Genomic DNA, 26,535 nt, shown 5'->3' on the forward strand with positions numbered 1-26,535 from the left:
CCCATCATGCCCCACCGCCGGCGGCAGGATTCAGCGGGACGGACGGCAGCCGGACGCCCTGTGTCGCGCAGGGCCCTGAACCCGTGGCAAAATAGGGACTTGTGCCCGGAGCTTGAGTCTTCCGGCACGGTCCGCTCTGGTGTAACGGCAGCACCCCGGCCTTTGGAGCCGTGGAGTATAGGTTCGAATCCTATGGGCGGAACTGCTGCGCGGGGCGCGATCATGAGGATGGCACCCGGTGCCCGGCGGCTTGGCCCGCGGGGTTCCGCCAAGCGCCAGCACAACGAAGCAAGGAGAGCCCGTACGTGATCCCCGAGAATGCCGGCCCGGCCGCTGTAATTGTTCTGGCAGCAGGCGCCGGTACCCGGATGAAATCGCGTACCCCCAAGATCCTGCACGAAATCGGCGGCCTGTCCATGGTGGGCCACGCCCTCCGCGCGGCCCGCAGCATCGCCCCCCAGCGCCTTGCGATTGTGGTGCGCCATGAACGCGACCTGGTGGCCGGCCATGTATCGGCCCTCGACCCCGACGCCGTCATTGTGGACCAGGACGACGTGCCCGGCACCGGCCGCGCTGTGGAAGCCGCCCTGCATGCCCTGCACGCGGATGAGGACCTGGCTGGAACCGTGGTGGTCACCTACGGTGACGTGCCCCTGCTGTCCGGCGACCTGCTGAAGGAACTCGTTGCCACCCACGAACGCGAAGGCAACGCTGTCACGGTCCTCACGGCCGTCCTGGACGACGCCGCCGGCTACGGCCGCATCCTTCGCGGTGAGGACGGCTCCGTCACCGGCATCCGCGAACACAAGGACGCCTCCGAGTCCGAAAAGCTGATCCGGGAAGTCAATTCCGGGATCTACGCCTTCGACGCCGCCGTGCTCCGCGAGGCGCTGGCCAAGGTGACCACCGACAACGCCCAGGGGGAGAAATACCTCACCGACGTGCTGGGACTCGCACGCGAGGCAGGCGGCCGCGTTGCCGCCGTCGTCACCGCTGACCGCTGGCAGGTGGAAGGCGCCAACGACCGCGTCCAGCTCGCAGCCCTCGGTGCCGAGCTGAACCGCCGCACCGTGGAAGCATGGATGCGTGCCGGCGTGACCGTGGTGGACCCGGCCACCACGTGGATCGACGCGTCAGTCACCCTCGACGAGGACGTCCGGCTCCTGCCCAACACCCAGCTGCACGGCACCACTACGGTGGCCAGGGACGCCGTCGTGGGCCCCGACACCACCCTGACCGACGTCGAAGTCGGCGAGGGTGCCACGGTGGTCCGCACCCACGGCTCCGGCTCGGTGATCGGGCCGCGCGCCGCCGTCGGCCCCTTCACCTACCTTCGCCCTGGCACCGTCCTGGGTGAAAAAGGAAAGATCGGCGCCTTCTACGAAACCAAGAACGTCACCATCGGCCGCGGCTCCAAGCTGTCCCACCTGGGATATGCCGGGGACGCCGAAATCGGCGAGGACACCAACATCGGCTGCGGCAACATCACAGCCAATTACGACGGCGAGAAGAAGCACCGCACGGTGATCGGCTCGGGCGTCCGGACAGGCTCCAACACGGTCTTTGTTGCCCCGGTCACCGTGGGGGACGGCGCCTACAGCGGCGCCGGCGCGGTGATCCGCAAGGACGTACCGGCCGGTGCCTTGGCGCTGAGCATCGCCGCCCAGCGCAACACTGAAGGCTGGGTCCCGGCGCACCGCCCGGGGACCCGGTCCGCCGAACTGGCCCAGGCGGCCACCCCTGACTCCTCAAGTACCCCGGCATCTACAGAAGAGGGCAAGTAACAATGAGCGAAATTACGGCGCACGGCGAGAAGAAGCTGGTGCTCGCCTCCGGGCGGGCACACCCTGAGCTGGCAAGGGAAATCGCCAAGGAGCTCGGCACCGAACTCCTCCCGCTGGATGCCTACGACTTCGCCAACGGTGAGATCTACGTCCGGGCCGGTGAAAGCGTCCGCGGTACCGATGCCTTCGTGATCCAGGCCCACCCCGCACCGCTGAACAACCACCTCATGGAACAGCTGATCATGATCGATTCGCTGAAGCGGGCCTCCGCCAAGCGGATCACCGTCGTTTCGCCGTTCTACCCCTATGCCCGCCAGGACAAGAAGGGCCGCGGCCGCGAGCCGATCTCCGCGCGGCTGGTGGCGGACCTCTACAAGACCGCCGGTGCGGACCGCATCATGAGCGTGGACCTGCACACCTCCCAGATCCAGGGCTTCTTCGACGGCCCGGTTGACCACCTGATGGCCATCCCGCTGCTGGCCGACTACATCCGGACCCGCGTGGGTTCGGACAACATCACCGTGGTGTCGCCGGACACCGGCCGCGTCCGCGTCGCCGAACAGTGGGCCGAACGGCTGGGCGGCGCGCCCTTGGCCTTCGTCCACAAGAGCCGCGACCTCACCGTCCCCAACCAGGCCGTTTCCAAGACCGTCGTGGGCCAGATCGAGGGCCGCACCTGCGTCCTGATCGACGACATGATCGACACCGGCGGAACCATCTCCGGCGCCGTCACCGTCCTGAAGAACGCCGGCGCCAAGGATGTCATCATCGCGGCCACCCACGCTGTCTTCTCCGACCCCGCGGCCCGGCGCCTCTCCGAGTCCGGCGCGCGCGAAGTGGTGGTCACCAACACGCTGCCGCTCAATTCGTCCCAGCGTTTCCCGCAGCTCACGGTGCTTTCCATCGCGCCTTTGATTGCCAGGGCCATCCGCGAAGTGTTCGACGACGGTTCCGTCACCAGCCTCTTCGACGGCAAGGCCTAGGACAGTACTTGACGGGACCCCGCCGGCAGGAGCCGGCTGGGTCTGCGCCCCACCGCCCCCTGAGCTTGCGAGCTCAGGGGGCGGTGCGGATTAAAGGAAATGGTCCCCCCACTGGTAGGCTTTTAGGCGATACCTTGGCGAGGGAGGGCATAGCCTCCGTTATCGACTGGGTCTGCAGGTCCTTTTGCAGGGACCGCCTTCTTGAAGGGCCGCCTCCGGGCCGCCCGGCGTTGAAGGTCACACCAGACCTCCGCCCTTGCTGAACACCGTTTAGTCTTCAAGGAGATTTCCATGTCTGAGCAGAAGCTCGCAGCAGAACTGCGCACCGAATTCGGCAAGGGCTACGCCCGCCGCGCCCGGATGGCCAACCTGATCCCCGCCGTCATCTACGGCCACGGCGCAGAGCCCATCCACGTCACCCTCCCGGCCAAGGCCACCACCCTCGCGGTCCGCACCGCCAACGCCCTGCTGTCCCTGGACATCAACGGCGAAGGCCACCTGGCCCTGGTCAAGGACATCCAGCGCGATCCCGTAAAGCAGATCATCGAGCACATCGACCTCCTGACCGTCCGCCAGGGCGAAAAGGTCACGGTTGACGTTCCGGTCCACGTTGAAGGCGAAACCGCCCCCGGCACCGTCCACAACCTGGAACTGACCGTCGTGTCCCTCGAGGCCGAGGCAACCCACCTGCCCACCGCCGTCGTGGTCAGTGTTGAAGGCCGCGCCGCCGGCGAGCACATCCACGCCTCCGACCTGGTCCTGCCCAAGGGCACCGTCCTCCTGACGGACGCCGAGGCACTCGTGGTGAACATCTCCGAGGCCGTCGAAATCGCCGAGGAAACTGAAACCGAAGCTGCCGCCGAGGGCGCAGCAGAGGAAGCTCCCGCAGCAGAAGAAGCCGCAGCAGAGTAACCACCGCAGTTCCCGCAGTGGCCGGACCCCCGAGGGGCCCGGCCACTGCCATGTCCGCAGGCGGGCGTCCTTCCGGACGCTGCCATCCTGTCCACGCCATCCCCCTAGGATTGAATCCATGACTGACACCTGGCTGATCGTTGGCCTCGGCAACCCCGGCACGCAGTACCAAGGCAACAGGCACAACGTGGGCCAGATGGTGCTCGATGAACTCGCCGGCCGCATTGGGTCCGGATTCAAAACCCATAAAGCCCGCGCCCAGGTCCTCGAAGGCCGGCTTGGCATCGGTGGCCCCAGGGTGGTCCTGGCGAAGCCGATGAGCTACATGAACGTATCCGGGGGCCCCGTCTCAGCCCTGGCCAACTTCTACGGCATCCCCGCGGACCACGTTGTCGCGGTGCATGACGAAATCGACATCCCCTTCAACACGGTCAAACTCAAGCTCGGTGGCGGGGAAGGCGGCCATAACGGGTTGCGGGACATCTCCAAGGCACTCGGCACCAAGGACTACCTGCGGGTCCGCGTCGGGGTGGGACGGCCGCCCGGACGGATGGACACCGCCGACTTTGTCCTTCGCGACTTCGGCACCGCGGAACACAAGGAATTACCTTTCCTGCTGGACGATGCCGCCGACGCCGTAGAGTCCCTGCTCCGGGAGGGACTCACGGCGGCGCAGCAGAAGTTCCACCCTGCCAAAACGGAAATACGCCAGCCGGAATCGTAAAAGTTCCCTCTGGCCCTGTTTCCCTGTCTGTGGCACGGGGTACTCTTCTTCCTATGCGGGGGAGCAATGGGGCTACATCCCGCTATTGCAGGATGTAGGGGAAAAGTTCATGTCAATCGAGCCACTCAGCTGGGGACGTGGGTCAACGCCGCAAGGTGACGGGCTGCCCACGCCATCCTCCGGGGCACCGGAGGGCCAGCAATGGTCCATGCCTGCACGAAGCGCCAACCTCGACGCCGTCCGCACCGCCCTGACCAGCGAAAACTCCTTGGGAGTGGTGGTCACCGGTCCCAGGGGAGTGGGCAAGTCCTCCCTTGCCCGCGCCGCCGTGGCGGACCTCGGCCCGGATATCTGGTCCCTGCAGCTCCGGAGTGGGCCTTCGGGATCCGCCACCCCGTACGGTTGCCTCTCATTCCTGCTGGCCCGGCTCCCGCAGGCCTACATGGGCTCGCCCACCGCCATCCTCCGGGGCATCACCTCGTTGATCCGCAGCGACGCCGCCGGCAGGCCATGCGTTATTACGCTGGACACCTCCGCCTGCATCGACGACATGAGCGCGGGCGTGCTGCTGAACGTCCTGCTGACCGGCACGGCGAAGATCGTTGCCGTCGCCCCAAACTCCAGCGACCTTCCGGCTGATTTCCACTGGCTCCTTACGGACCGGAAGCTGACCGAAGTACGGCTCAGCAACCTCAACGAGCTGCAAACCAGGCAGGTGCTGCTGTCCCTGCTGGGCCACCGGGTCGCTTCCTCCCTGGTCAGCACCTACCACCAGATGGTGGGCGGAAATCCACTGCTGCTCAAAGCCCTTGTCACCGAACAGCAGCTCTCCGGAAACCTGGTCCTCTCCGATTCGGTCTGGACGCTGCGGGACAAGGTGGTGCTCGACGGCGCCGCCAGCCTTGATGACATCGTCCGCTCCCGCTGGTCGCGGGAAACTCCCGAGACCCGCGAGGTCATCGAAATGCTCTCCTGCGCCCGGCGCGTGGAGTTGTCCAGCCTCACCGCGATCTACGGCGCGGACGTGGTTGCGGACATGGAGGACGGCGCGCTGCTCGAGATCGACGACTCCGAGAACCGCTGGGTGTCGCTGCGCGAGAAATACATCGGGGATGTTGTCAGGACCTGGCTGAGCATCTCCCGGCGGCGCGAGCTTCGCAACGTACTCCTGGGCGGCAGGGAGCCGGACCCGGCAATCATGACGGTGGATGAACTGATGTCCTTCGCCGCCTGGACCCATGAGTGCGAGGCCGAACTGGCTCCCGCGCTGGCGTTGGCGGCTGCCGAGGCTGCAGTCCAGCTTTTCGACCCCCGGTTCGCCCTGACCTATGCGGACATGCTGCGGCGAACCGATGCCGGATGGGCGTCGGCGCAGCGCCAAAAGGCCGCGGCATACCTGCAGCTGGACATGCCGGACCAGGCCTTGTCAGCCCTGGAAAGTATTTCCCGGCCCGAGCTCGATGCCCTCGATCCCGAAGAGTATGCCCAGGTAATGGCCGCCAAGGCGCGGGTGATGCGGTACCTCCCTGAGCACGAGGGCAAGGTCCCCGAACTCCTGGCCACCGCCAGGGAATGGCTGGACAGGACGGCGCAGCCTCCGGTCTGGCCTGCACCCGCAGCCGTTGCGGCCAACCGCATCTCCTTGAGCGAATTCGAATACCAGGCCCACACCGGCAATTACGCTGCCATGATTCCGGCACTGGAACAGGCGGCCGATCCCGAGGCCAACCCGGACACCGCGTTCCGGTTCCAGTCCGCCATCACGCTGATGAGCGCCCTGGCGCTGACCGGGCGGGAGATGGACGCACTGAGCCTCATGCGCCAACTCGGCGGGCAGCTCACCGACGCCTCGCACATCGTTGGGCTCCGTGAGCGCTACACCAGGGAGGCCTACTTCGTGCTGCTGGTGGCGGGCCAGTGGCGGCGCTGCATCGACCTCCTCAGCCCCTTCAGTACTGGTCAGCCCCACCGGCTGCCGTACCGGAGCGCCGCCACCGAACTCGCGGCCGGAGTGGCCTTCGCTTTCTCGGGTCGGGGCGAGGCGGCCCTTGAACCCCTGATCTCCGCCGCTGCGCAGCTGGAACTGCAGCCAGTCCAGGCGGCCCTGCGGACGGCGTACGCCGCCACGGCCTTGGCCTACGCGCAGACCGGGAACGCCGCCTTTGCCCGCAAGTACCTGGCTAAGCTGCAAAGGACATCCGGCAAGGCAGGGTTCGCAGCGGAGAGCATCATCGAGTTCTGTGCCCTCGTCGCCGGCCGCTGGCTGGGCGACTCCGAGGCCGTGGCGGGACTGAAACAGGGTGCCCGCCGCAACCTCGAAGCAGGCAGGCACACCCTGGGCGGCATGTACCTGCTGGCCGCAACCGTGAACGGCAGCGATACCGACTTCCGCCTCCTGGAGGACATCGCAGGCCATCGGCAGGGTCCGCTGGCCGAAGTTTCACGGCTGATCGCCCTCGGGAGCAGGACGAAGGACGCCAAGACACTCCTTGCCGGCGGCGAGCTCGCAGCGACACTGGAGCTGGACGCCGTTGAAGCCCGGTGCATGGCGTTGGCGGTTGATTTCGCCCGCCAGGACGGGGACGCCCTCTCGGCAAGGACCGCCCAGGCCCGGCTGGACATCCTGGCCGCCACCGTCTCCAACCTGCCCATCGTGCCCAGCAGCGGGAGCCCGCTGTTGACCAGCCGGGAACGGCAAATTGCCCGAATGGCCGGCCGCGGTGCATCGAACCGTGACATCGCCATGGAAATGGGCGTGTCGGTCCGCACCGTGGAAGGCCATTTGTACCAGGTCTTCACTAAGCTGGGCGTGACTTCAAGGGGTGATCTGACTGGACTCGTCTAACGGGCACAAGCCGGCGGCTGCGCACCGGCTCCTTACCGGCCGCCGGGAGCCGGTGGAGCGGATCTGCAACCTGGTCCGGAACGGCACCCACCAGGCCGTGTTCATCATGGCCGGCCCGGGCATCGGAAAGTCGGCCGTAACGGATGCCGTAACGGAGCGGCTCGCAGGGACCATGAGCATCCTCCGCATCCATGCCAGTTCTGCCCTGGCCGGGGTGCCGTTCGGGGTCCTGACCCCTTATACGGGGGACCTCACCGCTGAAGAGTCGGTATCACCCGTGGCAGTGCTCCGCTCCATGTGGTCCTATTTCGAGAAGCTCAAGGGTGCCGGCAGCTCGCCGGTCCTGCTGGCGGTGGATGACGCCCACCACCTGGATGACGCCTCCGCGGGCGTTCTCGCCGAGGTGATTTCGGCTGGTTGGGCAACGGTGGTGGCCGCCGCCCGTCCGCGTCCGGGCCTGCCGCAGCCGCTGGACCAGCTTTGGTACGACGGCCTGGCCGAGCGCGTGGACCTCCGTCCCCTCAACCATGAACAGATCGAAGAAGTCCTGGCCCACATCCTTGACGGGACAGTGCCTGGTGCCACCGTGGATGCCATCTGGAATGCTTCCGGGGGAAACCCCCGGTTGCTTGATGCCCTGCTCCATGACGCCGCTGAAGCAGGCGTGCTGGCCAAGAGCAACGGAATCTGGATGCTGCTGGGTGCACTGCCCGCGGACGGTGCCCGGCTCGCGGCCGTAGTGGCCAAAGACCATCTCCGGCGGGGGCCCGAGGAACAGGAAGCCCTGAAGCTCATTGCCCTGGCCGGGCCGGTGGGCCGAAAGGTCATCGAGGACATCAGCGGGGCAGCAGTGGTCCGTTCCCTGCTGGACCAGCAGATGATCGTGGAAACCCCCGGTATCCCCGCTGAACTTTCCATGTGGAACGGGCTTTTCGCCGGGGCCATCCGGAACACCGTCTCCGTCTCCCGCAGCCTCCAGCTGCTCGAAAAGGTCAAGGCCCACCAGAACCCCACCCTGCTGCAGGGGGAGGGCCGGCTGCGGTCGGTGGAATGGGCCCTGGAGTGTGGCATCCGGGTGAGCGACGAAGAAATGCTTGCGGCAGCGAAAGAGGCCCTGCTGCGGTTCCGCAACCACAGTGCGCGTTCCATTGCCGCCCGCATCCACCACCCCCCGCTGGTTCCGCTGGCCCAGGCCATACAGGCCCGGGCGCTGTACAACGAGGGCGCCTATGCGGACGCAGCGGCTCTGCTGGACGCTTGCTGGCTCCCGTTGGCAGAGGACACCGAGGGACCGGCCGTCCTGATGCTCAGGGTCTCGGCACACCAGGCCACTGGCCGTCCCGTGGGTGTTGTGGCAGAGGACGTCGAAAAACACTCAGCATTGTCCGGCCGGGAAGACAACTGGCAGGAAGAGCTCCTGCACCTCCTGCAACTCGGCGCCGACGTGAATGTCCAGGCTTTGGAGGACGCCGTCAACGGGATGCGGAAGCGCCGCACCGGAACAGGTGGGGAACCGCTGCGGGCCTTGGCAGAGGGGCTCCTTGCCCATGCCCTTGCCTCCGCAGGGCGTCCGGTGGAGGGGCTCGAAGCCGCCCTGCTGGCAGCCTCGGAGCTGCCACCGCTGGAAGGCAGCCTGTTCTTCTTCCCTGAATTCGTGCTCGGGAGGCTCGTCTCCGACTACCTGGCCCTGGGCGAATGGGAGTCGGCGGAGCGGGAGATCAACCATTACGCCGCGGCCAACAGCCCGGGCGCAGCAACCTTCAACGGGAGCCTGCAGCTGCTCCAGGGCTATTCGCTGCTCCGCCAGGGGAGGATGGAGCGCGCCTACCAGGTCCTGCTGCCGGCCGTGGAGGCGCTGAGGCTCAACGACCCCCTGCAGCTGTACCGGTTTGGTACCGCACTGGGCTTCTATTCAGCGGCCCGGCTTGGGGATGCCGAACAGGCCCGGCGGCTGGAACAGGACCACAAAGACGCCGCAGCCGGCTGGCCCGCCCACGATCTCCTCGCCGAAGCCTACGTGGCAGCCGCCGCCGAGTACCTTGCCCGTGACGGCAAGGGGCTGGCCGCACTGCAGACCCTGATGACCACCACGGAGGCTTCCGCGCGCACCGGCAACCTGCTCGAAGTCCTGGCCATGTGCTGGGACCTGGGGGATCCCTCGGTGGTGCCCATGGTGCAGTCAGCCGCCCGTGGCGTGGAAGGCCGGTGGGCGGAAGCCCTGCTGACCCTGGCCACCGCCTGGGAGGCTGCAGACGGCGATACCCTCATGGCAACGGCTGCCTCGCTGGAGGAGGCAGGCTTTGTGAACCTGGCCCGGGAAGCCTATGCCCGTGCCAGCACCGTGTTGGAGCAGGCCGGAGAACGACGCCGCTCCAGGCAGGCCGTTGCCCAGCGGGAGAAGTGCGACCACGAACTGGGTGAGCGGTTCCGGGAAGGCCGCTTCATTGCTGCGGCGCCCGCCGTCCGCCTGACCCGGCGTGAGCAGGACATCGTGGAGCTGGCGGTGCAGGGCCTGACCGACCGGGAGATCGCCCAGCGGCTCATGGTCTCCGTCCGGACGGTGGAAGGCCACCTCTACCGGACCTACGTCAAGCTTGGGGTCCGGAGCCGCGACGAGCTCGAGTCGGCCCTGCCCAAGTAAAATCCCGGCCGGGCTAAGCCGGCCCTGCCCAAGTAATGTCCCGGCCGGGTTAAATCCGCCCTGCCCAACCGCTGCTCCGCGCCGCCTCCGGCGTTCCCGGGACGGTCACCCAGTGCTGCCCTAAGCGATCCCGCGCCATAAAGGATCGGCGCGTAGCCGCAGGGCGCCCCGGTAGTACTGCCCGGTGGATTCGAGTACTGCCTACTCGTGTACGGAAGGCCGCCGCGGGATTTACTTAAGGAGGCAAAGCGAAGCGGCCGGCTGGACGCCGCGGAGCAGCCGACAGGACATTGAGGCCCACTCAACTTCCGGCCCGCAGGGGCCGGGCTTAGACGGGGCCGGCGACGTCAGAGTCTTCTGAGACCAAGACTCTCCCCCCAGCCGTCGCCGGCCCTCTGCTCCCTCGGCTGAAGCCCGGGGCAGCGGTGGCGGCTGCCCCTCCCGGGCGGCCGCCACAGCCGTGTGTGGGACAATTGGGTGTCAGCCATTGGCAGCCCAAGGAGTTCGTTTTGGCCGTAGTATCAACGCCAGCCACGCTGGAACGTGCCGTCCCTGCCATGGATAACGCCGAGGTACTGCGCATCCGCAACGACTTCCCGGTCCTTGACCAACTGGTCAATGGGCAGCCGCTGGTCTACCTGGACTCCGGGGCCACGTCGCAGAACCCGTTGAGCGTCATCGAAGCCGAACAGGAGTTCTACGAACAGCGGAACGCCGCCGTTCACCGTGGCGCCCACCACCTCGCGGTGGAGGCCACCGAAGCCTTCGAGGATGCCCGGCAGACCATGGCCGACTTCATTGGTGCCGACTACGTGGAAACCATCTGGACGTCGAACGCCACCGAGGGCTTGAACCTCCTGTCCTACGCACTGTCCAATGCCGGGCTTTGGGCGGCCCAGGGCCGCGGAGACCAAGCGCTGAAGGGACTGGCGCTGAAGCCCGGCGACGAGATCGTGGTGACGGAAATGGAACACCACGCCAACCTGATTCCTTGGCAGGAACTGGCATTCCGCACCGGGGCCACCCTCCGCTACATTCCCATCGCGGACGACGGCAGCCTCCGCATGGACCAGGCCGCAGACATCATCGGCCCGCGCACCAGGATCCTTGCCTTTACCCACGCCTCCAACGTTCTGGGCATTATCAACCCGGTGCAGGAGCTGACGGCCCTGGGGCATGACGCCGGCGCCCTGGTGGTCCTGGACGCCTGCCAGTCCGCGCCGCACCTGCCCCTGGACGTCAAGGAGCTGGACGTGGACTTCGCGGTTTTCTCCGGCCACAAGATGCTCGCACCCACCGGAATCGGGGTGCTGTACGGCCGGCAGGAGCTCCTGGACATCCTGCCGCCGTTCCTCACCGGCGGATCGATGATCACAACGGTCACCATGGAACGGGCGGAGTACCTTCCGGCGCCCCAGCGTTTCGAGGCCGGGACCCAGCGCATTTCCCAGGCCGTTGCGCTCGCGGCCGCCGCCAACTACCTGACCGAAACGGGGCTGGACCGCATCCACCGGTGGGAGGCAGACCTTGGCCAGCGCATGGTGGCGGGCCTGGAAGGCATCCCGGGCATCAGGGTCCTGGGCCCGGCCGCGGGCAAGGAACGGATCGGCCTTGCCGCGTTCGATGTCGAAGGTGTCCATGCCCACGACGTGGGCCAGTTCCTGGACTCCCGCGGCATTGCCGTCCGCGTGGGGCACCACTGCGCCCAGCCGCTGCACCGGCGCCTCGGCCTGACCGCCACCACCCGCGCCAGCGCCTACCTCTACAACACCACCGACGACGTGGACCGCTTCCTCGAAGCCGTGGCCGGCGTCCGGGCCTACTTCCGCGCCTAGCGGAGAACACGAAAGTTGACATCATGAGCCTTGACCAGCTGTACCAGCAGATCATCCTTGACCACTCCAAGGCCCGCCACGGCAGCGGCCTGGCCACCACGGAAGCGCCGGATGGCACGTCCACCGGGCAGTCCCACCAGCTCAACCCGGTGTGCGGGGACGAGGTCACGCTCCGCCTTGCGGTCCAGGACGGAAAGGTGGCCCAGATCGCCTGGGACGGGGCCGGCTGCTCCATTTCCATGGCGTCCGCATCTGTCCTGTCCGACCTCGCCCAAGGCATGACGGTGGCCGAGCTCCACGAAGTCATCGACAGCTTCCGGGAAGTCCTGCGCTCCCGGGGCAAGGTCCACGCCGATCCCGAACTGCTGGGGGACGCCGCCGCCTTCGAGGGAGTGGCCCGCTACGCGGCCCGGGTCAAGTGCGCCATGATTTCCTGGGTGGCGGCCGAGGACGCGCTCAACCAGGCGGCCTGAGCCCGACAGCAAACAGCCCGGGCCTTCCTCCAGCAGGAGGAAGGCCCGGGCTGTTGCGTGCCACTACGGGCGGTGCCGGGTCAGCCGAGCAGGCCGAGGACCCCGATCACGGCGGTGGCCAGTCCAAGCACCATGGAGATGCCCACCAGCACCACGTGGACGGTCAGGAACTTCGTTGCCTTGCCGGCGGCATCACGGGCGCGCGGATCCTTCATGACGCGGCGCAGGAACTGCGGCCACACCACCAGCGACCAGACACCGGCAACAATGAGGACCAGCGCGGCGAAGACGGGAAGCTGCACGGGCTAGTGGCTTTCCAGCCAGGCCTGCGCCTGGGCGGCCTGCAGGTTCAGCGCCTTGGCCACCATGGGCTCGGCGGCGTCGGCGATCTTGCCACCGAGGAACGGCACGGAGGACTTCACGGCGCCCTCAAGTTCCACGCGGGTTCCGCCGGCGTCGGCCACCAGCCGCTGGACGGCGGTGACGTCCACGGGAGCGCCGGCGATCTTCAGCGAGATGTTGCTCTGGCGGGAGCCGTCCGCGGCGGGTGCCTCCCAGTTCTCCACCTGGGTCACCTTGAGGTGCTCACCCACGAATTTGCGGGCGATTTCGGGCAGCCTGGTGGTGGGCAGGGTGCGCACGGAGGTGGTGTTGAAGGCCCCGGCGATGTCGCCGTCCACGGTGAATGATTCCAGGCTGCCGCCCACCAGCTGGCTGACGTGGCGCTGGAAATCCTCGTTCACCAGCACAGCGGCAACGCTGTCAACGGGGTGCGGAAGGGTGGTGGTTGCGCTCAGCGCCATGGGTCCTCCTGGGACGTGGGGAACGGATTAAGCCTCCAACATCCTACGGGGTGGTGGCCGCGGGCTCCGCATCGGCCAGTTTCCGGGCGGTGGTGGTGATGTTGCGGGCCATGGCCGGGAAGATCAGGCTGTGGAACGGCAGGACGGCGAGCCAGTACAGCCTGCCGCTCAGTCCCTTGGGGAAGAAGATGGCGCGCTGCCGGTAGCGGCTGCCCGTCCCGTCCGGTTCCACGGAGAGCTCCAGCCAGGCACGTCCCGGGGCACGCATTTCGGCGCGAAGCCGGAGCAGCCTGCCGCGCTCGATCCGCTCCACCCGCCACCAGTCCACCACCTCGCCCGCGGCGAGGGTGTGGGGGTGCCGGCGCCCGCGCAGCAGGCCGGCGCCGCCGGTCAGCTTGTCTAGCCAGCCGCGGACCTGCCACGCCAGCGGCAGCGAGTACCAGCCGTTGCGCCCGCCAATGCCTTCGATGACCGTCCACACGTGGGCCGGATCCACCTCGCCGTGGAACGTCCGCTCGTCGATGTAGACCTTGTGTCCGGCCCACTCCGGGTCGCTGGGCAGGGGGTCGGAATCCGCGCCGGCATTGGCCCAGGTGGTCTCCACCTGTCCGTCCCGCTCCTTGCCCAGCGCCAGTGCCACCGCGGTCCGGTACGGGGTCAGGCCGCCGTCGGGCTGCGGGATGTACTGGTCGATATCGTGCTCGTTGGATACTGCGTCGTGCTGGAGCGACTGGACCAGCGGGACCGCCATGGACCACGGGATGGGCGTGGTCAGCGCCACCCAGATGCCTGCCAGCTTGGGCGCAGGGATGGGCAGCGCCAGCACCACCCGGTAGGGCAGGCCTGCTTCCGCAGAGTATTCCTGCATCATCCTGGCGTAGGTCAGGACCTGCCGGCAGCCAATATCGAACGTGCTGTTGATGGTCCCCTCCAGGGATGCGGCGGCAACCAGGTAGTAGAGGACGTCGCGGACGGCGATGGCTTCGATCCGGTTGCGCACCCAGCTGGGCGCCGGCATCAGCGGCAGCGTTTCGGAGAGGTGGCGGATCATCTCGAAGGAGGCGGAGCCGGAGCCGATCACCACCCCTGCCTGGAACACCACGGCGTCCACCGGGCTGTCCAGGAAGACCTTTCCCACGGCCTCGCGCGAGCGCATGTGGGTGGAAAGTTCCACCCCCTGCGGGTGCAGGCCGCCCAGGTACACAATCCGGTGCACTCCCGCGCCGGTGGCAGCGTCCGCGGCGGTCCTGGCCATGGCCTTTTCCTTCGCTTCGAACCCGGCCCCGGCCGCCATGGAGTGGACCAGGTAGTAGAAGACGTCGACGCCGGCCAGCGCTTCCCGGAGGGCGTCGCCGTCGTCGAGGCTGCTTTGCACCACCTCCACCTTGTCGCGCCAAGGGACGCCGGCGATCTTGTCGGGGGAGCGGACCAGCACCTTCACCGTGTGGCCGGCTTCCAGCAGCTTGGGCACAAGCCGGCCGCCGATGTAGCCGGTGGCGCCCGTAACGAGGACGGTCCTGGGTGTTGGTGTGGCACTCATTGCGGTCATGCTGGCTCCTGTTCGTCCCTTGGAATTCGCAGCGGCCGCCCCTGCGGACGGCTGCGCTGCGGAAAAGGCTGCGGAAATCGCTCGACATTGCCAGCCTAGATCCATTCCCGCGGGCATGGTTCCGTGCTGCCACGCCGTTCCTGCGCGGTAGGCTGGAAGTACCCGGGATTCGCAGCGAATTTCGGGTTTTCGCGTTGCCTGCTTGCTTTCGCTGAACACCACAGGAGCTTCTGCCATGAGTCTTCCCGGCCAGTCACCCGCCGGCACGGTCCCCACGCTGGATGGCCTGCGCCGTGCCCTGGAACCGGACCAGACGTTCGCCCGCGTCCGGGCGGAGGCCGCCAGGGGCTTCGAGGTCCGCGGCCAGGACTACCAGCTCAGCGCTCCTGCCGGCCTGCGCCCCGTGCTGCTGGCGGAGATGGCGGACGGCCTGGCAGCGTCCGCGGACGGCCGCGAACCCGGCGTCGTGCTCGCTGTCACCGCCACCGGCCGTGAAGCGGAGGATCTGTCCGCAGCACTGCGCGCCTACCTGCCCGCGGATTCTGTGGCGGAGTTTCCCAGCTGGGAGACCCTCCCGCACGAGCGCCTTTCCCCACGTTCGGACACCGTAGGGCGCCGGCTGTCCGTGCTGCGCCGCCTGGCACATCCGGAAAGTTCGACGGCGGCCCGCCTGCGCGTCGTCGTCGCGCCGGTCCGCGCCGTGGTACAGCCTGTGGTGGCCGGACTTGGGGACCTTGTTCCCGTCACGCTGAAGGTGGGCCAGGATGTTCCGTTCACCAGCGTGGTGAAGAGCCTCGCCGACGCCGCGTACGCCCGGGTGGACATGGTCACGCACCGCGGCGAGTTCGCGGTCCGCGGCGGCATCATCGACGTCTTTCCGCCCACGGAGGACCACCCCATCCGGGTTGAGTTCTTCGGCGACGAGGTTGACCAAATGCGCTGGTTCGCCGTGGCCGACCAGCGCTCGCTGTCCGCCCCGGGCGTCCACCACCCCACGGAACTGCACGCCCCGCCCTGCCGCGAGATCCTCATTACCCCCTCCGTGATGTCCCGCGCCGCGACGTTGAAATCCCAGCTTCCGGCTGCCGCGGACATGCTGGAGAAGATCGCCGGCGGCATCGCGGTGGAAGGCATGGAATCGCTGGCGCCGGTACTGGTGGACGCGATGGTCCCCTTTGTGGACCAGTTGCCGGCCGACTCCATCGCCGTGGTGATCGAACCGGAGAAGGTGCGCACCCGCGCCCACGACCTCGCCGCCACCAACGAGGAATTCCTCGAGGCGGCATGGTCCACCGCGTCCGACGGCGGGGCAGCACCTTTGGACCTCAGCTCGCAGGCGTCGGCCGCGCTCCATTCGGCGAGCTTCCGGTCGCTGGCCGAGACCCGCGGCTCAGCCCTGGCGCACGGCGTCTCCTGGTGGTCCATCACGTCCCTGGCGCAGGACGCGGAACTGCTGCCCGAGATCGATGTCCTGAACCTGCACGCCCGTGAACCCCGCGGCTACCAGGGCGACGTCGCCGAGATGATGGACTTCATCGGCTCGCACGTGCGGGACCAGTGGCGGATCGTGGTGGCCACCGAGGGCCCTGGGCCCGCCCAGCGCCTGGCCGAGCTGTTCCACGAAAACGACATCCCCTGCGCCCGCGTCGACAGCCTGGACCACGAACCCCAGGCGGGCATCATCGAAGTGACCACCGCCGCCGTCGGCCGCGGTTTTGTCCTGGACGGGCTCAAACTTGGCCTGCTCACCGAAGCAGACCTGCTGGGCCGTACCTCCGCCGGGTCCACCAAGGACATGCGGAAGATGCCCTCCAAACGGCGCAACGCCGTTGACCCCCTGCAGCTGGTGACGGGGGACCACGTGGTCCACGAACAGCACGGCATCGGCCGGTTCGTCGAACTCATCCAGCGCAAGGTGGCCGGCGGCGGCGACGGCGTCCGGGAATACCTGGTGCTCGAATACGCGCCCGCCAAGCGCGGCGCCCCCGGCGACCGCCTGTTCGTCCCCACGGATCAGCTGGACCAGGTAACCCGCTACGTTGGCGGCGACACCCCGGTCCTGAGCAAGATGGGCGGTGCGGACTGGGCCAGCACCAAGTCCAAGGCGCGCAAGGCCGTCAAGGAGATCGCCGGTGAACTGATCCGGCTGTACTCCGCCCGGATGGCCTCCCGCGGCCACGCCTTCGGCCCCGACACCCCCTGGCAGCGCGAACTGGAGGAAGCCTTCCCCTACGTGGAGACGCCGGACCAGCTGACCACCATCAACGAGGTCAAGGCGGACATGGAGCGGGAGATCCCCATGGACCGGCTGGTGTCCGGCGACGTGGGCTACGGCAAGACCGAGATCGCGGTACGGGCGGCGTTCAAGGCCGTGCAGGACGGCAAGCAGGTGGCAGTGCTGGTGCCCACCACGCTGCTGGCCCAGCAGCACTACGAGACCTTCACCGAACGGTTCTCCGGTTTCCCCCTGCGGGTCAAGCCGCTGTCCAGGTTCCAGTCCGCCAAGGAGTCCAAGGAGACCGCCGAGGGCGTCAAGAGCGGCGCCGTGGACGTGGTGATCGGCACCCACCGGCTGCTGTCCAAGGACTTCGAGTTCAAGGACCTGGGCCTGGTGATCGTGGACGAGGAGCAGCGGTTCGGTGTGGAACACAAGGAAGCGCTGAAGAAGATGCGCACCAACGTGGACGTCCTGGCCATGAGCGCCACCCCGATTCCCCGCACCCTGGAGATGTCCCTGACCGGCATCCGGGAGACTTCCACCCTGGCCACCCCACCGGAGGAACGCCACCCGGTGCTGACCTACGTTGGCCCGTACACGGACAAGCAGACCTCCGCCGCGATCCGCCGCGAGCTGATGCGTGAGGGCCAGGTGTTCTTCGTCCATAACCGGGTTTCGACCATCGAACGGACGGCGGCGAAGATCCGCGAACTGGTACCTGAAGCCAGGGTGGAGGTGGCGCACGGCAAGATGTCCGAGAGCCGGCTGGAACAGATCATCGTGGACTTCTGGGAGAAGCGCTTCGACGTCCTGGTCTGCACCACCATCATCGAGACCGGGCTGGACATCTCCAACGCCAACACATTGATCGTGGATGGCGCGGACAAGTACGGGCTGTCCCAGCTGCACCAGCTCCGCGGCCGGGTGGGCCGTGGCCGGGAACGCGCCTACGCGTACTTCCTGTACCCATCAGAGAAACCCCTGGGCGAGGTGGCGCTGGAACGGCTCAAGGCGGTAGCGGCGCACAACGAGCTGGGCGCGGGCATGCAGCTGGCGATGAAGGACCTGGAGATCCGTGGCGCAGGCAACCTGCTGGGCGGGGAGCAGTCCGGCCACATCCAGGGGGTTGGCTTCGACCTGTATATCCGCCTGGTGGGCGAGGCCGTGGCCGACTTCCGCGGCGAAGCCGAAGAGAAGGCTGCGGAAATGAAGATCGAGCTGCCGGTCAACGCGCACCTGCCGCACGACTACGTTCCCGGCGAACGGCTGCGCCTGGAGGCCTACCGGAAGCTTGCCGCCGCCCTCACCAACGAGTCCATCGACGAGGTCCAGGCCGAGCTGGTGGACCGCTACGGCGAGTTGCCGCTGCCCGCGCAGAACCTGGTGGAAGTGGCGCGTTTCCGTGTTGCCGCCCGGGAGGCCGGCCTCTCCGACGTGGCCCTGCAGGGCAACTTCATCAAGTTCTCCCCGGCATCGCTTCCGGAGTCCAAGACCATGCGGCTGAACCGGATGTATCCGGGATCGCAGTCCAAGCCGGCCATGGACGCCATCCTCATTCCCAAGCCCAAGACGGCGCGGATCGGCGGCCGGGACCTCCAGGATGCCGAGATCCTCGAATGGGCCAACGGCGTCATCCGGAACATCTTCTCCGACGCCCCGCTGGCGGTGAGTTAGCACTTGATGGGAGGACACCACGCCGCGTCGGGAGCCGCGGCGTGGGTAGCTGTTGCGTCCACCGGCCCGTACACCCTGGGCTGGTACCCGCTGGATCCCACCGGCATCCTTATCGGCGGCATGGCCACGGCCGGCACCGCGCTGGTCTGCGACTGGGACCACCGGTCCAGCACGGTGGCCCATTCGCTGCCGCCGCTGTCCAATGTGATCGCCCGCGGCATTGAAAACGCCAGCGGCGGCCACCGGCAGGGCACGCATTCCATCCTGGGTGCGGCGTTCTTCGTGTTCCTCGCCGGGCTGGCATCGCAGGTCCACGTGGACACCGGCTGGGGACGGCTGTCCGTCGGCGCCGGGCTGCTGTGCATGTTCCTGATCAACATCGCGGCGAAGGCGCTGAAACTCTTTCCCAAGAGCGGCTTCATCTCCAACTGGATCTTCGCCCTGGTCATGGCAGGCCTGGTGACCGCGTACGCACCGGAACAGTGGACGTGGCTGCCCACATCCATGCTGATCGGGGTGGTGGTGCACATCGTCGGGGACCTCATCACTACCGGGGGAGTGCCGCTGCTGTGGCCGTTGGTGGTGCGGCCGCGGAAGATGCTGCGCCGGCTGCCCCTGTTGCGGAGCGTCTGGCGTGCCAACGGTGCACTGTCCGTCCCCCTGCTGGGCCGGGCCGGTTCCAAGCGGGAATGGCTGGTGCTGATCCCGGTGAGTGCGTACGCGATGGTGGGAATGTCAGTGGCCGGCTGGGCCATCGCCCAGCACCACTGGGGCCGGGTAGCGGCGGCCGCGGGGGCGTGGATCAGGCTCTGGTTCTAGCCGGCCGCACCAAGGGCACCAAGTGAGGAAGGGACCCCGGACAGTGTCCGGGGTCCCTTCCTGTGCTGCGACTAAAGCCTTTAGTGCTCGCCGGCGGAGTCCGAGCGGCCAAAGATGGTCTGCGGAAGCCAGAACGCCAGCGCGAAGAGGAGCAGGCACACGGCCATGGGCCACGGGTTGTCCAGGGTGAGGAAGGACAGCGAGTAGATGGCGCCGAGGAACAGGGCGAAGCAGACCACGAACAGGATCACGCTGGTGGCGAGGTTGTTTTCGTTCTGCGGGGTCCGGACCGTCTCCTTGTTGGACGCCGTGTCCCTGCTGGACGCGTTGATCTGGCTGGACATGTGTTCCTCCTCGGCCCCAAAGGGCATGATCTGTGGCGGCTTCCGGCCAAGGTCAGTAAGCGGTTGAACCTTGTTCACCCTTGACGATGGCTATTCCGGAGCTGGCACCAATTCGTGTTGCACCTGCTGCAATCATAGCCTGAGCATCCGCCAGGGACCGTACGCCGCCGGAGGCCTTGACTCCCACCTCCGGGCCCACGGTTTTGCGCATCAGGGCCACATCCTCGACCGTGGCACCCCCGCCGTTGAAGCCCGTGGAGGTTTTCACGAAGTCGGCGCCGGCCTCTACTGCCGCCTGGCAGGCGAGCACCTTCTGCCCGTCCGTCAGGAGGGCTGTTTCGATGATGACTTTCAGGATGGCGCCGCCCGCGTGGACCGTCTCGGCCACCGCGGCGATGTCCTCGACGAGGGCGCCCTTGTCCCCGGCCCGTGCGGCAGCGATGTTGATCACCATGTCCACCTCCGCGGCGCCGTCCAGGACCGCGCCGCGGGCTTCGAATGACTTCACGTCGGTGGGGGTGGCGCCGAGGGGGAAGCCCACCACGGAGCAGGTGAGGACGCCTGAACCCCGAAGTGCCGTGGTGACCGTCTTGACCCAGACCGGATTGACGCAGACCGACTTGAAGCCGTATTCGGCGGCTTCGGCGCAAACCTTCAGCACATCGGCTTCCGAGGCTTCGGGCTTGAGCAGCGTGTGGTCGACGTAGGAGGCGATGTCCGCGGACCGGCCCGGATCGGCGGTGCCTGCGTGAACGGTGGCTTCGTTGCTCATGATGGTCCTCTCGGAGGGCCTTGTGGGCCCGGCGTTGACTCGGTTTCGGGAACCATCTTGTCACAGCGGGCCGCGCCGCAGCAGGCCCCACGCAGGAGGCCCGCAGGCGGGGGTGGCCGCTCAGGCCGCCTGCAGGACCGGCGCCTCCGCCGCGGCACTCAGCAACTGGGTGGCGCAGGCGCCTGCCGCCGAAGCCGCCGCCACCAGCAGCCCCAGCCGCACGCCGTCGAACGCTGCCGCGTCCCCGATCGCCCAGATCCCCTGGACGGACGTGCGGTAGTCCCGGCTGATCACGATGCCGCCCCCGGGTGCCGTCTGCAGCCCCGCGCTGGCGGCCAGGCCGTCGCGCGACACCCGCTCCTCGGCCATCACCACCAGGTCACCGGTCATGCTGCTGCCATCCTCGAAGACGACGGCGGACGCGGCCTGCCGGGCGGATGGGCCGGACACGACGGGGGGGATGATGGCGGCGGGGCGGGCAGTGGTGCGGATGGGCCGCACACCTTTGGCGCGCAGCACGGCTTCGGCCTGCCCTGCTGCCGCGCCGGTGCCCACCAGGATCCCCCACCGGACGGCGCCCCAGCGCCCGGGCCACCTTTTGCACACCCTTCGCGACCCTTGGTGCGTCGTCGATGGTGGCATAGCTCAGGCACTGCGCGGCACCGTCCACCGGGCTCGCAACGGGGGCCGATCCGGTGGCGATAACCAAGTGGTCGTAGGCGAATTCCATGCCGTCAACAGTTGCCACCGTGCGGTTGGCGGGGTCGATGTGGCTGGCAGGCTGGCCAAACCGCACGGACACCTGGGGCAGCATGGCAAGCTCCAGCAGCTCGTCGGGGGTGTCGTCGCGGTTGCTCAGCACGGTGACGGTCCCGGTGAACCGGGCGCGGTCCAGTTGCGCCACAAGGGCCTGAGCCGCGGGGCCGGCGCCCGCAATGACAATGCGGGTGGCGGTGGAGGTGGACAGTGAGGATGCCGGAGCGGACATGTGCTGGCCCTTTCGCTGGCGGCCGGTAAGCGGCCGGAACTTCGTGTTGGAACACAGCGTAGGCCCGCGTTTTTTTCCGGAGTGTTTCCCCTCAGTTGCTGTTCAGCGGGCCCGTGTTCGCCAATATTTACCGGCCGGTAACAGAACCCGTGACGCACCTCTCATTCACCAGCCCGCCGACACAAAAGCCCGGGCCCGGGCAGCTAGACGCGGATCCGGTACCCGCGCTTCACCACGGTTTCGATCAGCTTGCCGTCCGGCAGAGAGGACCGCAGCCGGCTCACGGTCATGTCCAGCGCGTGCACCGAGCCCCGCAGTTCCAGCAGGTCGGACAGCGATTCACGGGACAGGACCGCACCGCCGGCGCCCAGCAGCGCACGCAGGAGCAGCAGGGGAGCGGGCGCCAGTTCCACCTGCTGCCCGTCGATGCGCAGGCTGCGGCCCCGCAGCTCGATGCTCCCGGAACGGGTATCCAGCCGCCGGACGTGGTTCAGCGCCAGGTGCTCGCACACCAGCCGGATCAGCGCACCCATCCGGAACCGCTCCGGGATGAGCGGCGTTATCCCGGCGTCCAGGAGGGGCTGGGCCGTCACGGGACCCACCACGGCCGTGGTGACGTTCAGTTTCAGGCTCTCCACCAGCTGCTTGTAGAGCCCCATCTCGTGGGCCGTGCTCCACATGGCATCCACGGCGGGGGCGCTCGTGAAGGTCAGGACGTCCAGGTTCCCGGTGCAGGCAGCGTCGATGAGCCGCGGAAGCCGGTCCTCGCCGTCGGGCTTGACCCACCGGTAGGGCGTGACGGTCAGGACCGTGGCGCCGGACATCCTCAGCCGCTCGAGCTGGCGGACGTCGGTGTAGCCGTGCAGCTGCATCGCCACGGTCTTGCCCCGGACCCCTTCAGCCAGCAGCATGTCCACCAGGGTGGAGGTGGTTTCGTCGCTGCTGATCCCGACGTCGGCAAGGCCGGCAGCGCGCACCGCACCGCGGGCCTTTGGTCCACGGACGAACATGCGGCAGCTGCCCAGCGTTTCCAGCAGTTCGTCGCCGATTCCGAAGGAATCCGCGGCCTCGCACCAGCGGCGCATGCCATACGCGGTGGTGGCGATGCAGAGATCGGGCTTGGCGGCGATGATGGCCCGCGTGTCCTCGATAAGGCGCATGTCCTCCTGGACCGGGGCGATCTTCAGCGCAGGGGCATGCAGCACTTCGGCGCCGCGCCGTTCCAGGGCTTCGATCAGGTCGCGGGACCGCCGGTCCGAGGTGACGCCGATGCGGAATCCCTCCAGCGGCGACTCCGCGGCGTCAGGAGCTTCTTCAGCCTGCGTGGGTTCGGCCGGTGCAAGTGCAGTCATGGGGGTCAATCCTTTCATGATCCCAGCAGCGAGGCCGCCAGCCTGTCCAGGTCCGCTGCCGCACCGGCGTGCTGCTGGTTGGCCTCCGCCACCCGCACCACCTCGCCGATGACCAGTACGGCCGGGTTGCTGCAGCCGGCCGCGGCAGAAGTGATGGTGCCCAGGTCGGCGATGGTGGTGCGCTGGCCGGGCCGGTACCCGCGTTCCACCACGGCCATGGGCATGTCCGGGCGCATGCCGGCGCGGCGCAGCCCTGCCGCAAGCTGGTGGAGGGTGCCGATGCCCATCAGCACCACGATGGTGCCGCCCAGCCCGGCAAGGTGGTGGTGCTCCTCCTCGGTGAGCGGTGCATGCCCGGAAACCACCGTGAACATGTGGCTGACTTCCCGGTGGGTTACCGGGATGCCTGCCGCTGCCGGCACGGAGATGGCGCTGGTCACGCCGGATACCACGTGGACCTTGACGCCTGCAGCCACGCAGGCGGCCACTTCCTCCCCGCCGCGGCCAAAGACATAGGGGTCACCGCCCTTGAGGCGGACCACGTTGTTGCCGGCGAGGGCGCTTTCGACCATCAGCTTCTCGATATCCGACTGGCTGACCTTGTGGTGGCCCGGCTTCTTCCCGACGTCCACCAGATCCGCGGAGGTCAGCAGCGGCAGCTCCTGGTACGGGGCCAACCGGTCATAGAAGACGACGTCCGCATCCCGGAGCGCCTTGACCGCAGCCACGGTGAGCAGGTCACCGGTGCCCGGGCCGCCGCCCACCAGGGTGACGTGCCCGGCGGGGCCGGCCGCCGGCTCGGCAGCGACCGGGATGCCGGCTTCCCGGCAGCGGTCCAGGAGTGCGGCCCAGCCGGGCTGCCCGTCCTCGACAGCGGCCACCAGGAACAGGTGCTCCGGCAGCGGGGTGCCCTGGGCGTCGTGCGGGCTGGTGAGGCGGTCGACGACGGCCCCCGCGGCCTGGTACCGGCGGACCGCCTGCCGCGCGGCAGTGGTGGTGCCGGCCACCAGGACGTTCCGGCCGGCCAGGTCGATGCTCAGCTGCATGGTTATGCCTCGTTTCCAGGGGTGGTCGTGGCGGTGCGGACCGGGATGGAGGCGCCGATCAGAACTTTGCCTTTTTCCTCTGCAGTGGCGGGGCGCATTTGGCCGCGCTCGTCGGGGACGAAGGTGATGGAATCGTCCTTCTGGTCCGGGGCGTTGACGAAGGAGCGGAAGCGGCGCAGGCGTTCCGGGTCCTTCAGGGTGTCGGCCCACTCGTCGATGTAGGTGTCCACGTGCTTGGCCATGGCGGCCTCGAGATCGGCGGCGATGCCCAGGGTGTCCTTGACCACCACGTCTTCGACGTGCTTGATGCCGCCGTCGAGCTCTTCCTGCCAGCGGGCGGTGCGCTGCAGCCGGTCGGCGGTGCGGATGTAGTACATGAAGTAGCGGTCGATGTATTTGATCAGGGTTTCGTCGTCCAGGTCCTTGGCCAGCAGCTGGGCGTGGGCCGGGGTGGCACCGCCGTTGCCGCCGACGTAAAGGTTCCAGCCGTCCGCCGTCGCGATGACGCCCACGTCCTTGCCGCGGGCCTCGGCGCATTCGCGGGCGCAGCCGGAGACGCCCATCTTGAGTTTGTGCGGGCTGCGCAGGCCGCGGTAGCGCAGCTCCAGCTGGATGGCCATGGCCACCGAGTCCTGGACGCCGAAACGGCACCAGGTGGACCCGACGCAGGACTTCACCGTGCGCAGGCTCTTGCCGTAGGCCTGCCCGGATTCGAAGCCGGCGTCCACCAGTTCCTTCCAGATCTCCGGGAGCTGTTCCAGCCGGGCGCCGAACATGTCGATCCGCTGGCCGCCGGTGATCTTGGTGTACAGGTTGTATTTTTCCGCGACGGCGGCGATGACTCCGAGTTTCTTCGGGGTGATCTCGCCGCCGGCGATGCGGGGGACCACCGAGTAGGTGCCGTCCTTCTGCATGTTGGCCAGGGCGCGGTCGTTGGTGTCCTGCAGCGTGCCGCGGCCCGCATCCAGGACGTAGGCGCTGTTCTGGCTGGCCAGGATGTTGGCAATGGTGGGCTTGCAGATGTCGCAGCCCGCGCCGGTGCCGTACTTGGCCATGATCTCCTCGAAGGAGGTCAGTCCCAGGACACGGATGGCGTCGAAGAGTTCCTGGCGGGACAGTTCAATGTGCTCGCACAAGGCCTTGGAGACCTCGACGCCGGACTTGGTCAGCTCGGTTTCCAGCAGCTTTTTCAGCATGGGCACACAGGAGCCGCACTGGGTGCCGGCACGGGTGCAGCCCTTCAGCTCGCCCAGCTCCTGGACCGGGGCGTTCCCCTCGCAGGCGCCACAGCCGTTGATGGTGTCCCTGATGGTTCCCGCGGTGACGCTGTTGCAGGAGCAGAGGGTGGCGTCGTCGGGGAGCTCGGTTTCCGGAGCTTCGCCGCCGCCCGCCGCGGAGAGGAAGGCGCCGGGCTCGGCCGGAAGTTCGCGGCCCAGGAGTGGGCGCAGGCTCATGTACGGCGATGCGTCGCCGACGAAGATGCCGCCCAGGAGGGTTTTGGCGTCATCGGTGGTGACGATCTTCTGGTAGACCCCACGGGCGGGGTCGGCGTAGACGATTTCCAGGGCGTGCTCGGTCCTGGCGAAAGCATCGCCGAAGCTGGCAACATCCACGCCGGAGAGCTTGAGCTTGGTGGCGGTGTCGAAGCCGGGGAAGGTGGCGTCGCCGCCGTGGAGCCGGTCGGCCACGATCTCGGCCATGGTGTTCGCGGGGGCCACCAGGCCAAGGCACATGCCGCCGAAGTTGGCCACTTCGCCGATGGCCCAGATGCCGGGTACTTCGGTGGCGCAGTAATCGTTGATGACCACCCCGCCGCGGGGGCCCAGGCTGAAGAGCTGGTCTTCGCCGTCGGCGGCGCGGAAGAGTTCGTCGCGGGGTTTGACGCCGACGGCGACAATCACCAGGTCCGCCGGGATGACGCGGCCGTCAGCCATGAGCACTCCGGTGACCTGGCCGTCGTCGTCCGTCACAATTTCGGACGGGAACACGCCGCCGTGGACTTCGAAGCCCTTGGCCTCGATGAGCCGGCCCAGGGCCTGGCCGGCGCCCTCGTCCAACTGGGTGTTCATGAGCCAGGGCGCACCGTTGATGACGACGGGGGTGGCGCCGAGCTGCTCGGTGCCGGCGGCCGACTCGAGGCCCAGGAGCCCGCCGCCGATGGTCACCGCGTTGATTTTGCGGCCGAGCTTTTCGGTGAGCCCGGCAATGGCCTTGTTGATGGCCCACACGTCCTCGAGCGTCCGGTACACGTGGGCGTACTCGGCACCGGGGATGGGCAGGCGCACGGCGTCCGAGCCCGTGGCCACCACCAGCTGGTCGTACTCGTAGCGGTGGCCGGCGGCGGTTTCCACGCTCTTTGCTTCCGGGTTGATCTTCACCACGCGCTCGCCGGTCTTCAGGGCCAGCGACCCGTGGTCCCACATGGAGGCGGTGCCCAGGGTGAGGTCCACGCCGGCATCGGTGAGGGCTTTGGAGAGTGCCACCCGGTCGTAGGGGAGGTGCGCTTCCTCAGTGAGGACCGTGACATGCCAGCCATCGAGGCCGCGGGCATGCATGGCGTCCGCAAAACGGTGGGCCGCGGGGCCGCCGCCGGCGACGACGATGCGGCGCGGTGTCTCTGTGCGTGAAGTCTGTTCGGTCACTGTGGGCCTTTCGCATGGGCCGCAGACGGTGCTCTGCAGCTTGTGCCTCCAGCCTAGGAAGGGGCAGTTTCGCCTCAGTTTCCCAATTGTTTCGTCAACTTAACTTCTGCATCACGAACGCATTTCCGCCC

18 protein-coding genes, 1 tRNA gene and 1 pseudogene are annotated in these 26,535 nt (G+C 67.8%); 11 read left to right on the plus strand and 9 right to left on the minus strand.

Going from position 1 to position 26,535, the window contains the following annotated elements:
* Positions 1-130: 130 nt before the first annotated feature.
* The 9 genes from ACZ9J7_RS13450 to sufU all read left to right on the plus strand — a co-directional run bounded on the left by ACZ9J7_RS13450 (position 131) and on the right by sufU (position 12,197).
* A tRNA-Gln gene (locus ACZ9J7_RS13450) sits at positions 131-202 on the plus strand.
* A gap of 103 nt (positions 203-305) precedes the next feature.
* Positions 306-1,784, plus strand: coding sequence for a bifunctional UDP-N-acetylglucosamine diphosphorylase/glucosamine-1-phosphate N-acetyltransferase GlmU (gene glmU / locus ACZ9J7_RS13455; RefSeq protein ID WP_476210063.1), 1,479 nt, complete (start codon positions 306-308; stop codon positions 1,782-1,784).
* 2 nt (positions 1,785-1,786) lie between these two features.
* Positions 1,787-2,767, plus strand: a complete 981-nt coding sequence (locus ACZ9J7_RS13460; RefSeq protein WP_188569849.1) for a ribose-phosphate diphosphokinase — start codon at positions 1,787-1,789, stop codon at positions 2,765-2,767.
* Between the two features lie 291 nt (positions 2,768-3,058).
* A complete protein-coding gene (locus ACZ9J7_RS13465; RefSeq protein WP_476210065.1) occupies positions 3,059-3,679 on the plus strand; it encodes a 50S ribosomal protein L25/general stress protein Ctc in 621 nt (206 codons plus the stop codon).
* A 118-nt stretch (positions 3,680-3,797) separates the two neighbouring features.
* Positions 3,798-4,403: an aminoacyl-tRNA hydrolase gene (pth, locus tag ACZ9J7_RS13470; RefSeq protein ID WP_476210067.1), complete on the plus strand. Its 606-nt coding sequence runs from the start codon at positions 3,798-3,800 to the stop codon at positions 4,401-4,403.
* Between the two features lie 109 nt (positions 4,404-4,512).
* Positions 4,513-7,248: a helix-turn-helix transcriptional regulator gene (locus ACZ9J7_RS13475; RefSeq protein ID WP_476210069.1), complete on the plus strand. Its 2,736-nt coding sequence runs from the start codon at positions 4,513-4,515 to the stop codon at positions 7,246-7,248.
* 52 nt (positions 7,249-7,300) lie between these two features.
* Complete coding sequence (locus tag ACZ9J7_RS13480) at positions 7,301-9,889, plus strand: LuxR C-terminal-related transcriptional regulator (protein ID WP_476210071.1); 2,589 nt, start codon at positions 7,301-7,303, stop codon at positions 9,887-9,889.
* 509 nt (positions 9,890-10,398) lie between these two features.
* Complete coding sequence (locus ACZ9J7_RS13485; protein WP_476210073.1) at positions 10,399-11,724, plus strand: SufS family cysteine desulfurase; 1,326 nt, start codon at positions 10,399-10,401, stop codon at positions 11,722-11,724.
* Positions 11,725-11,747: 23 nt separating this feature from the next.
* A complete protein-coding gene (sufU, locus tag ACZ9J7_RS13490) occupies positions 11,748-12,197 on the plus strand; it encodes a Fe-S cluster assembly sulfur transfer protein SufU (protein WP_476210075.1) in 450 nt (149 codons plus the stop codon).
* Between the two features lie 80 nt (positions 12,198-12,277).
* On the opposite strand, the gene ACZ9J7_RS13495 is transcribed toward sufU, so the two are convergent.
* Genes ACZ9J7_RS13495 through ACZ9J7_RS13505 form a run of 3 tightly spaced genes read right to left on the minus strand, consistent with a single transcriptional unit; the run spans position 12,278 to position 14,549 of the window.
* Positions 12,278-12,499, minus strand: coding sequence for an SCO4848 family membrane protein (locus ACZ9J7_RS13495; protein ID WP_476210077.1), 222 nt, complete (start codon positions 12,497-12,499; stop codon positions 12,278-12,280).
* Between the two features lie 3 nt (positions 12,500-12,502).
* Positions 12,503-13,000 carry a DUF2505 domain-containing protein gene (locus ACZ9J7_RS13500; protein WP_476210079.1) on the minus strand — a complete coding sequence of 166 codons (498 nt, stop codon included), beginning with the start codon at positions 12,998-13,000 and terminating at the stop codon, positions 12,503-12,505.
* A gap of 43 nt (positions 13,001-13,043) precedes the next feature.
* On the minus strand, positions 13,044-14,549 hold the full coding sequence (locus ACZ9J7_RS13505; RefSeq protein ID WP_476210081.1) for an SDR family oxidoreductase: 1,506 nt from the start codon (positions 14,547-14,549) through the stop codon (positions 13,044-13,046).
* 235 nt (positions 14,550-14,784) lie between these two features.
* Between ACZ9J7_RS13505 and mfd the strand changes: the two genes are divergently transcribed.
* Both mfd and ACZ9J7_RS13515 read left to right on the plus strand, forming a co-directional pair.
* Positions 14,785-18,441 (plus strand): transcription-repair coupling factor, encoded by a 3,657-nt coding sequence (gene mfd, locus ACZ9J7_RS13510; RefSeq protein WP_476210083.1) that lies wholly within the window; start codon positions 14,785-14,787, stop codon positions 18,439-18,441.
* 6 nt (positions 18,442-18,447) lie between these two features.
* Entirely contained in the window at positions 18,448-19,260 is an 813-nt protein-coding gene (locus ACZ9J7_RS13515) for a metal-dependent hydrolase (RefSeq protein WP_476210085.1), read from the plus strand.
* Between the two features lie 80 nt (positions 19,261-19,340).
* Here the strand turns inward: ACZ9J7_RS13515 and ACZ9J7_RS13520 are convergent, their stop codons facing one another.
* The 6 genes and pseudogenes from ACZ9J7_RS13520 to nirB form a co-directional block, all read right to left on the minus strand.
* Positions 19,341-19,604, minus strand: coding sequence for a hypothetical protein (locus ACZ9J7_RS13520; RefSeq protein ID WP_141161127.1), 264 nt, complete (start codon positions 19,602-19,604; stop codon positions 19,341-19,343).
* Between the two features lie 52 nt (positions 19,605-19,656).
* A complete protein-coding gene (deoC, locus tag ACZ9J7_RS13525; RefSeq protein ID WP_476210088.1) occupies positions 19,657-20,376 on the minus strand; it encodes a deoxyribose-phosphate aldolase in 720 nt (239 codons plus the stop codon).
* A 120-nt stretch (positions 20,377-20,496) separates the two neighbouring features.
* A pseudogene (locus ACZ9J7_RS13530) lies at positions 20,497-21,364 on the minus strand (FAD-dependent oxidoreductase).
* Between the two features lie 203 nt (positions 21,365-21,567).
* Positions 21,568-22,716, minus strand: coding sequence for a uroporphyrinogen-III synthase (locus ACZ9J7_RS13535; protein WP_476210090.1), 1,149 nt, complete (start codon positions 22,714-22,716; stop codon positions 21,568-21,570).
* 14 nt (positions 22,717-22,730) lie between these two features.
* On the minus strand, positions 22,731-23,762 hold the full coding sequence (gene cobA, locus ACZ9J7_RS13540; RefSeq protein WP_476210092.1) for a uroporphyrinogen-III C-methyltransferase: 1,032 nt from the start codon (positions 23,760-23,762) through the stop codon (positions 22,731-22,733).
* 2 nt (positions 23,763-23,764) lie between these two features.
* Entirely contained in the window at positions 23,765-26,404 is a 2,640-nt protein-coding gene (gene nirB, locus ACZ9J7_RS13545) for a nitrite reductase large subunit NirB (protein ID WP_476210093.1), read from the minus strand.
* Positions 26,405-26,535: the final 131 nt, after the last annotated feature.

The sequence above is a fragment of the Pseudarthrobacter sp. TE9888 genome (assembly GCF_056279345.1).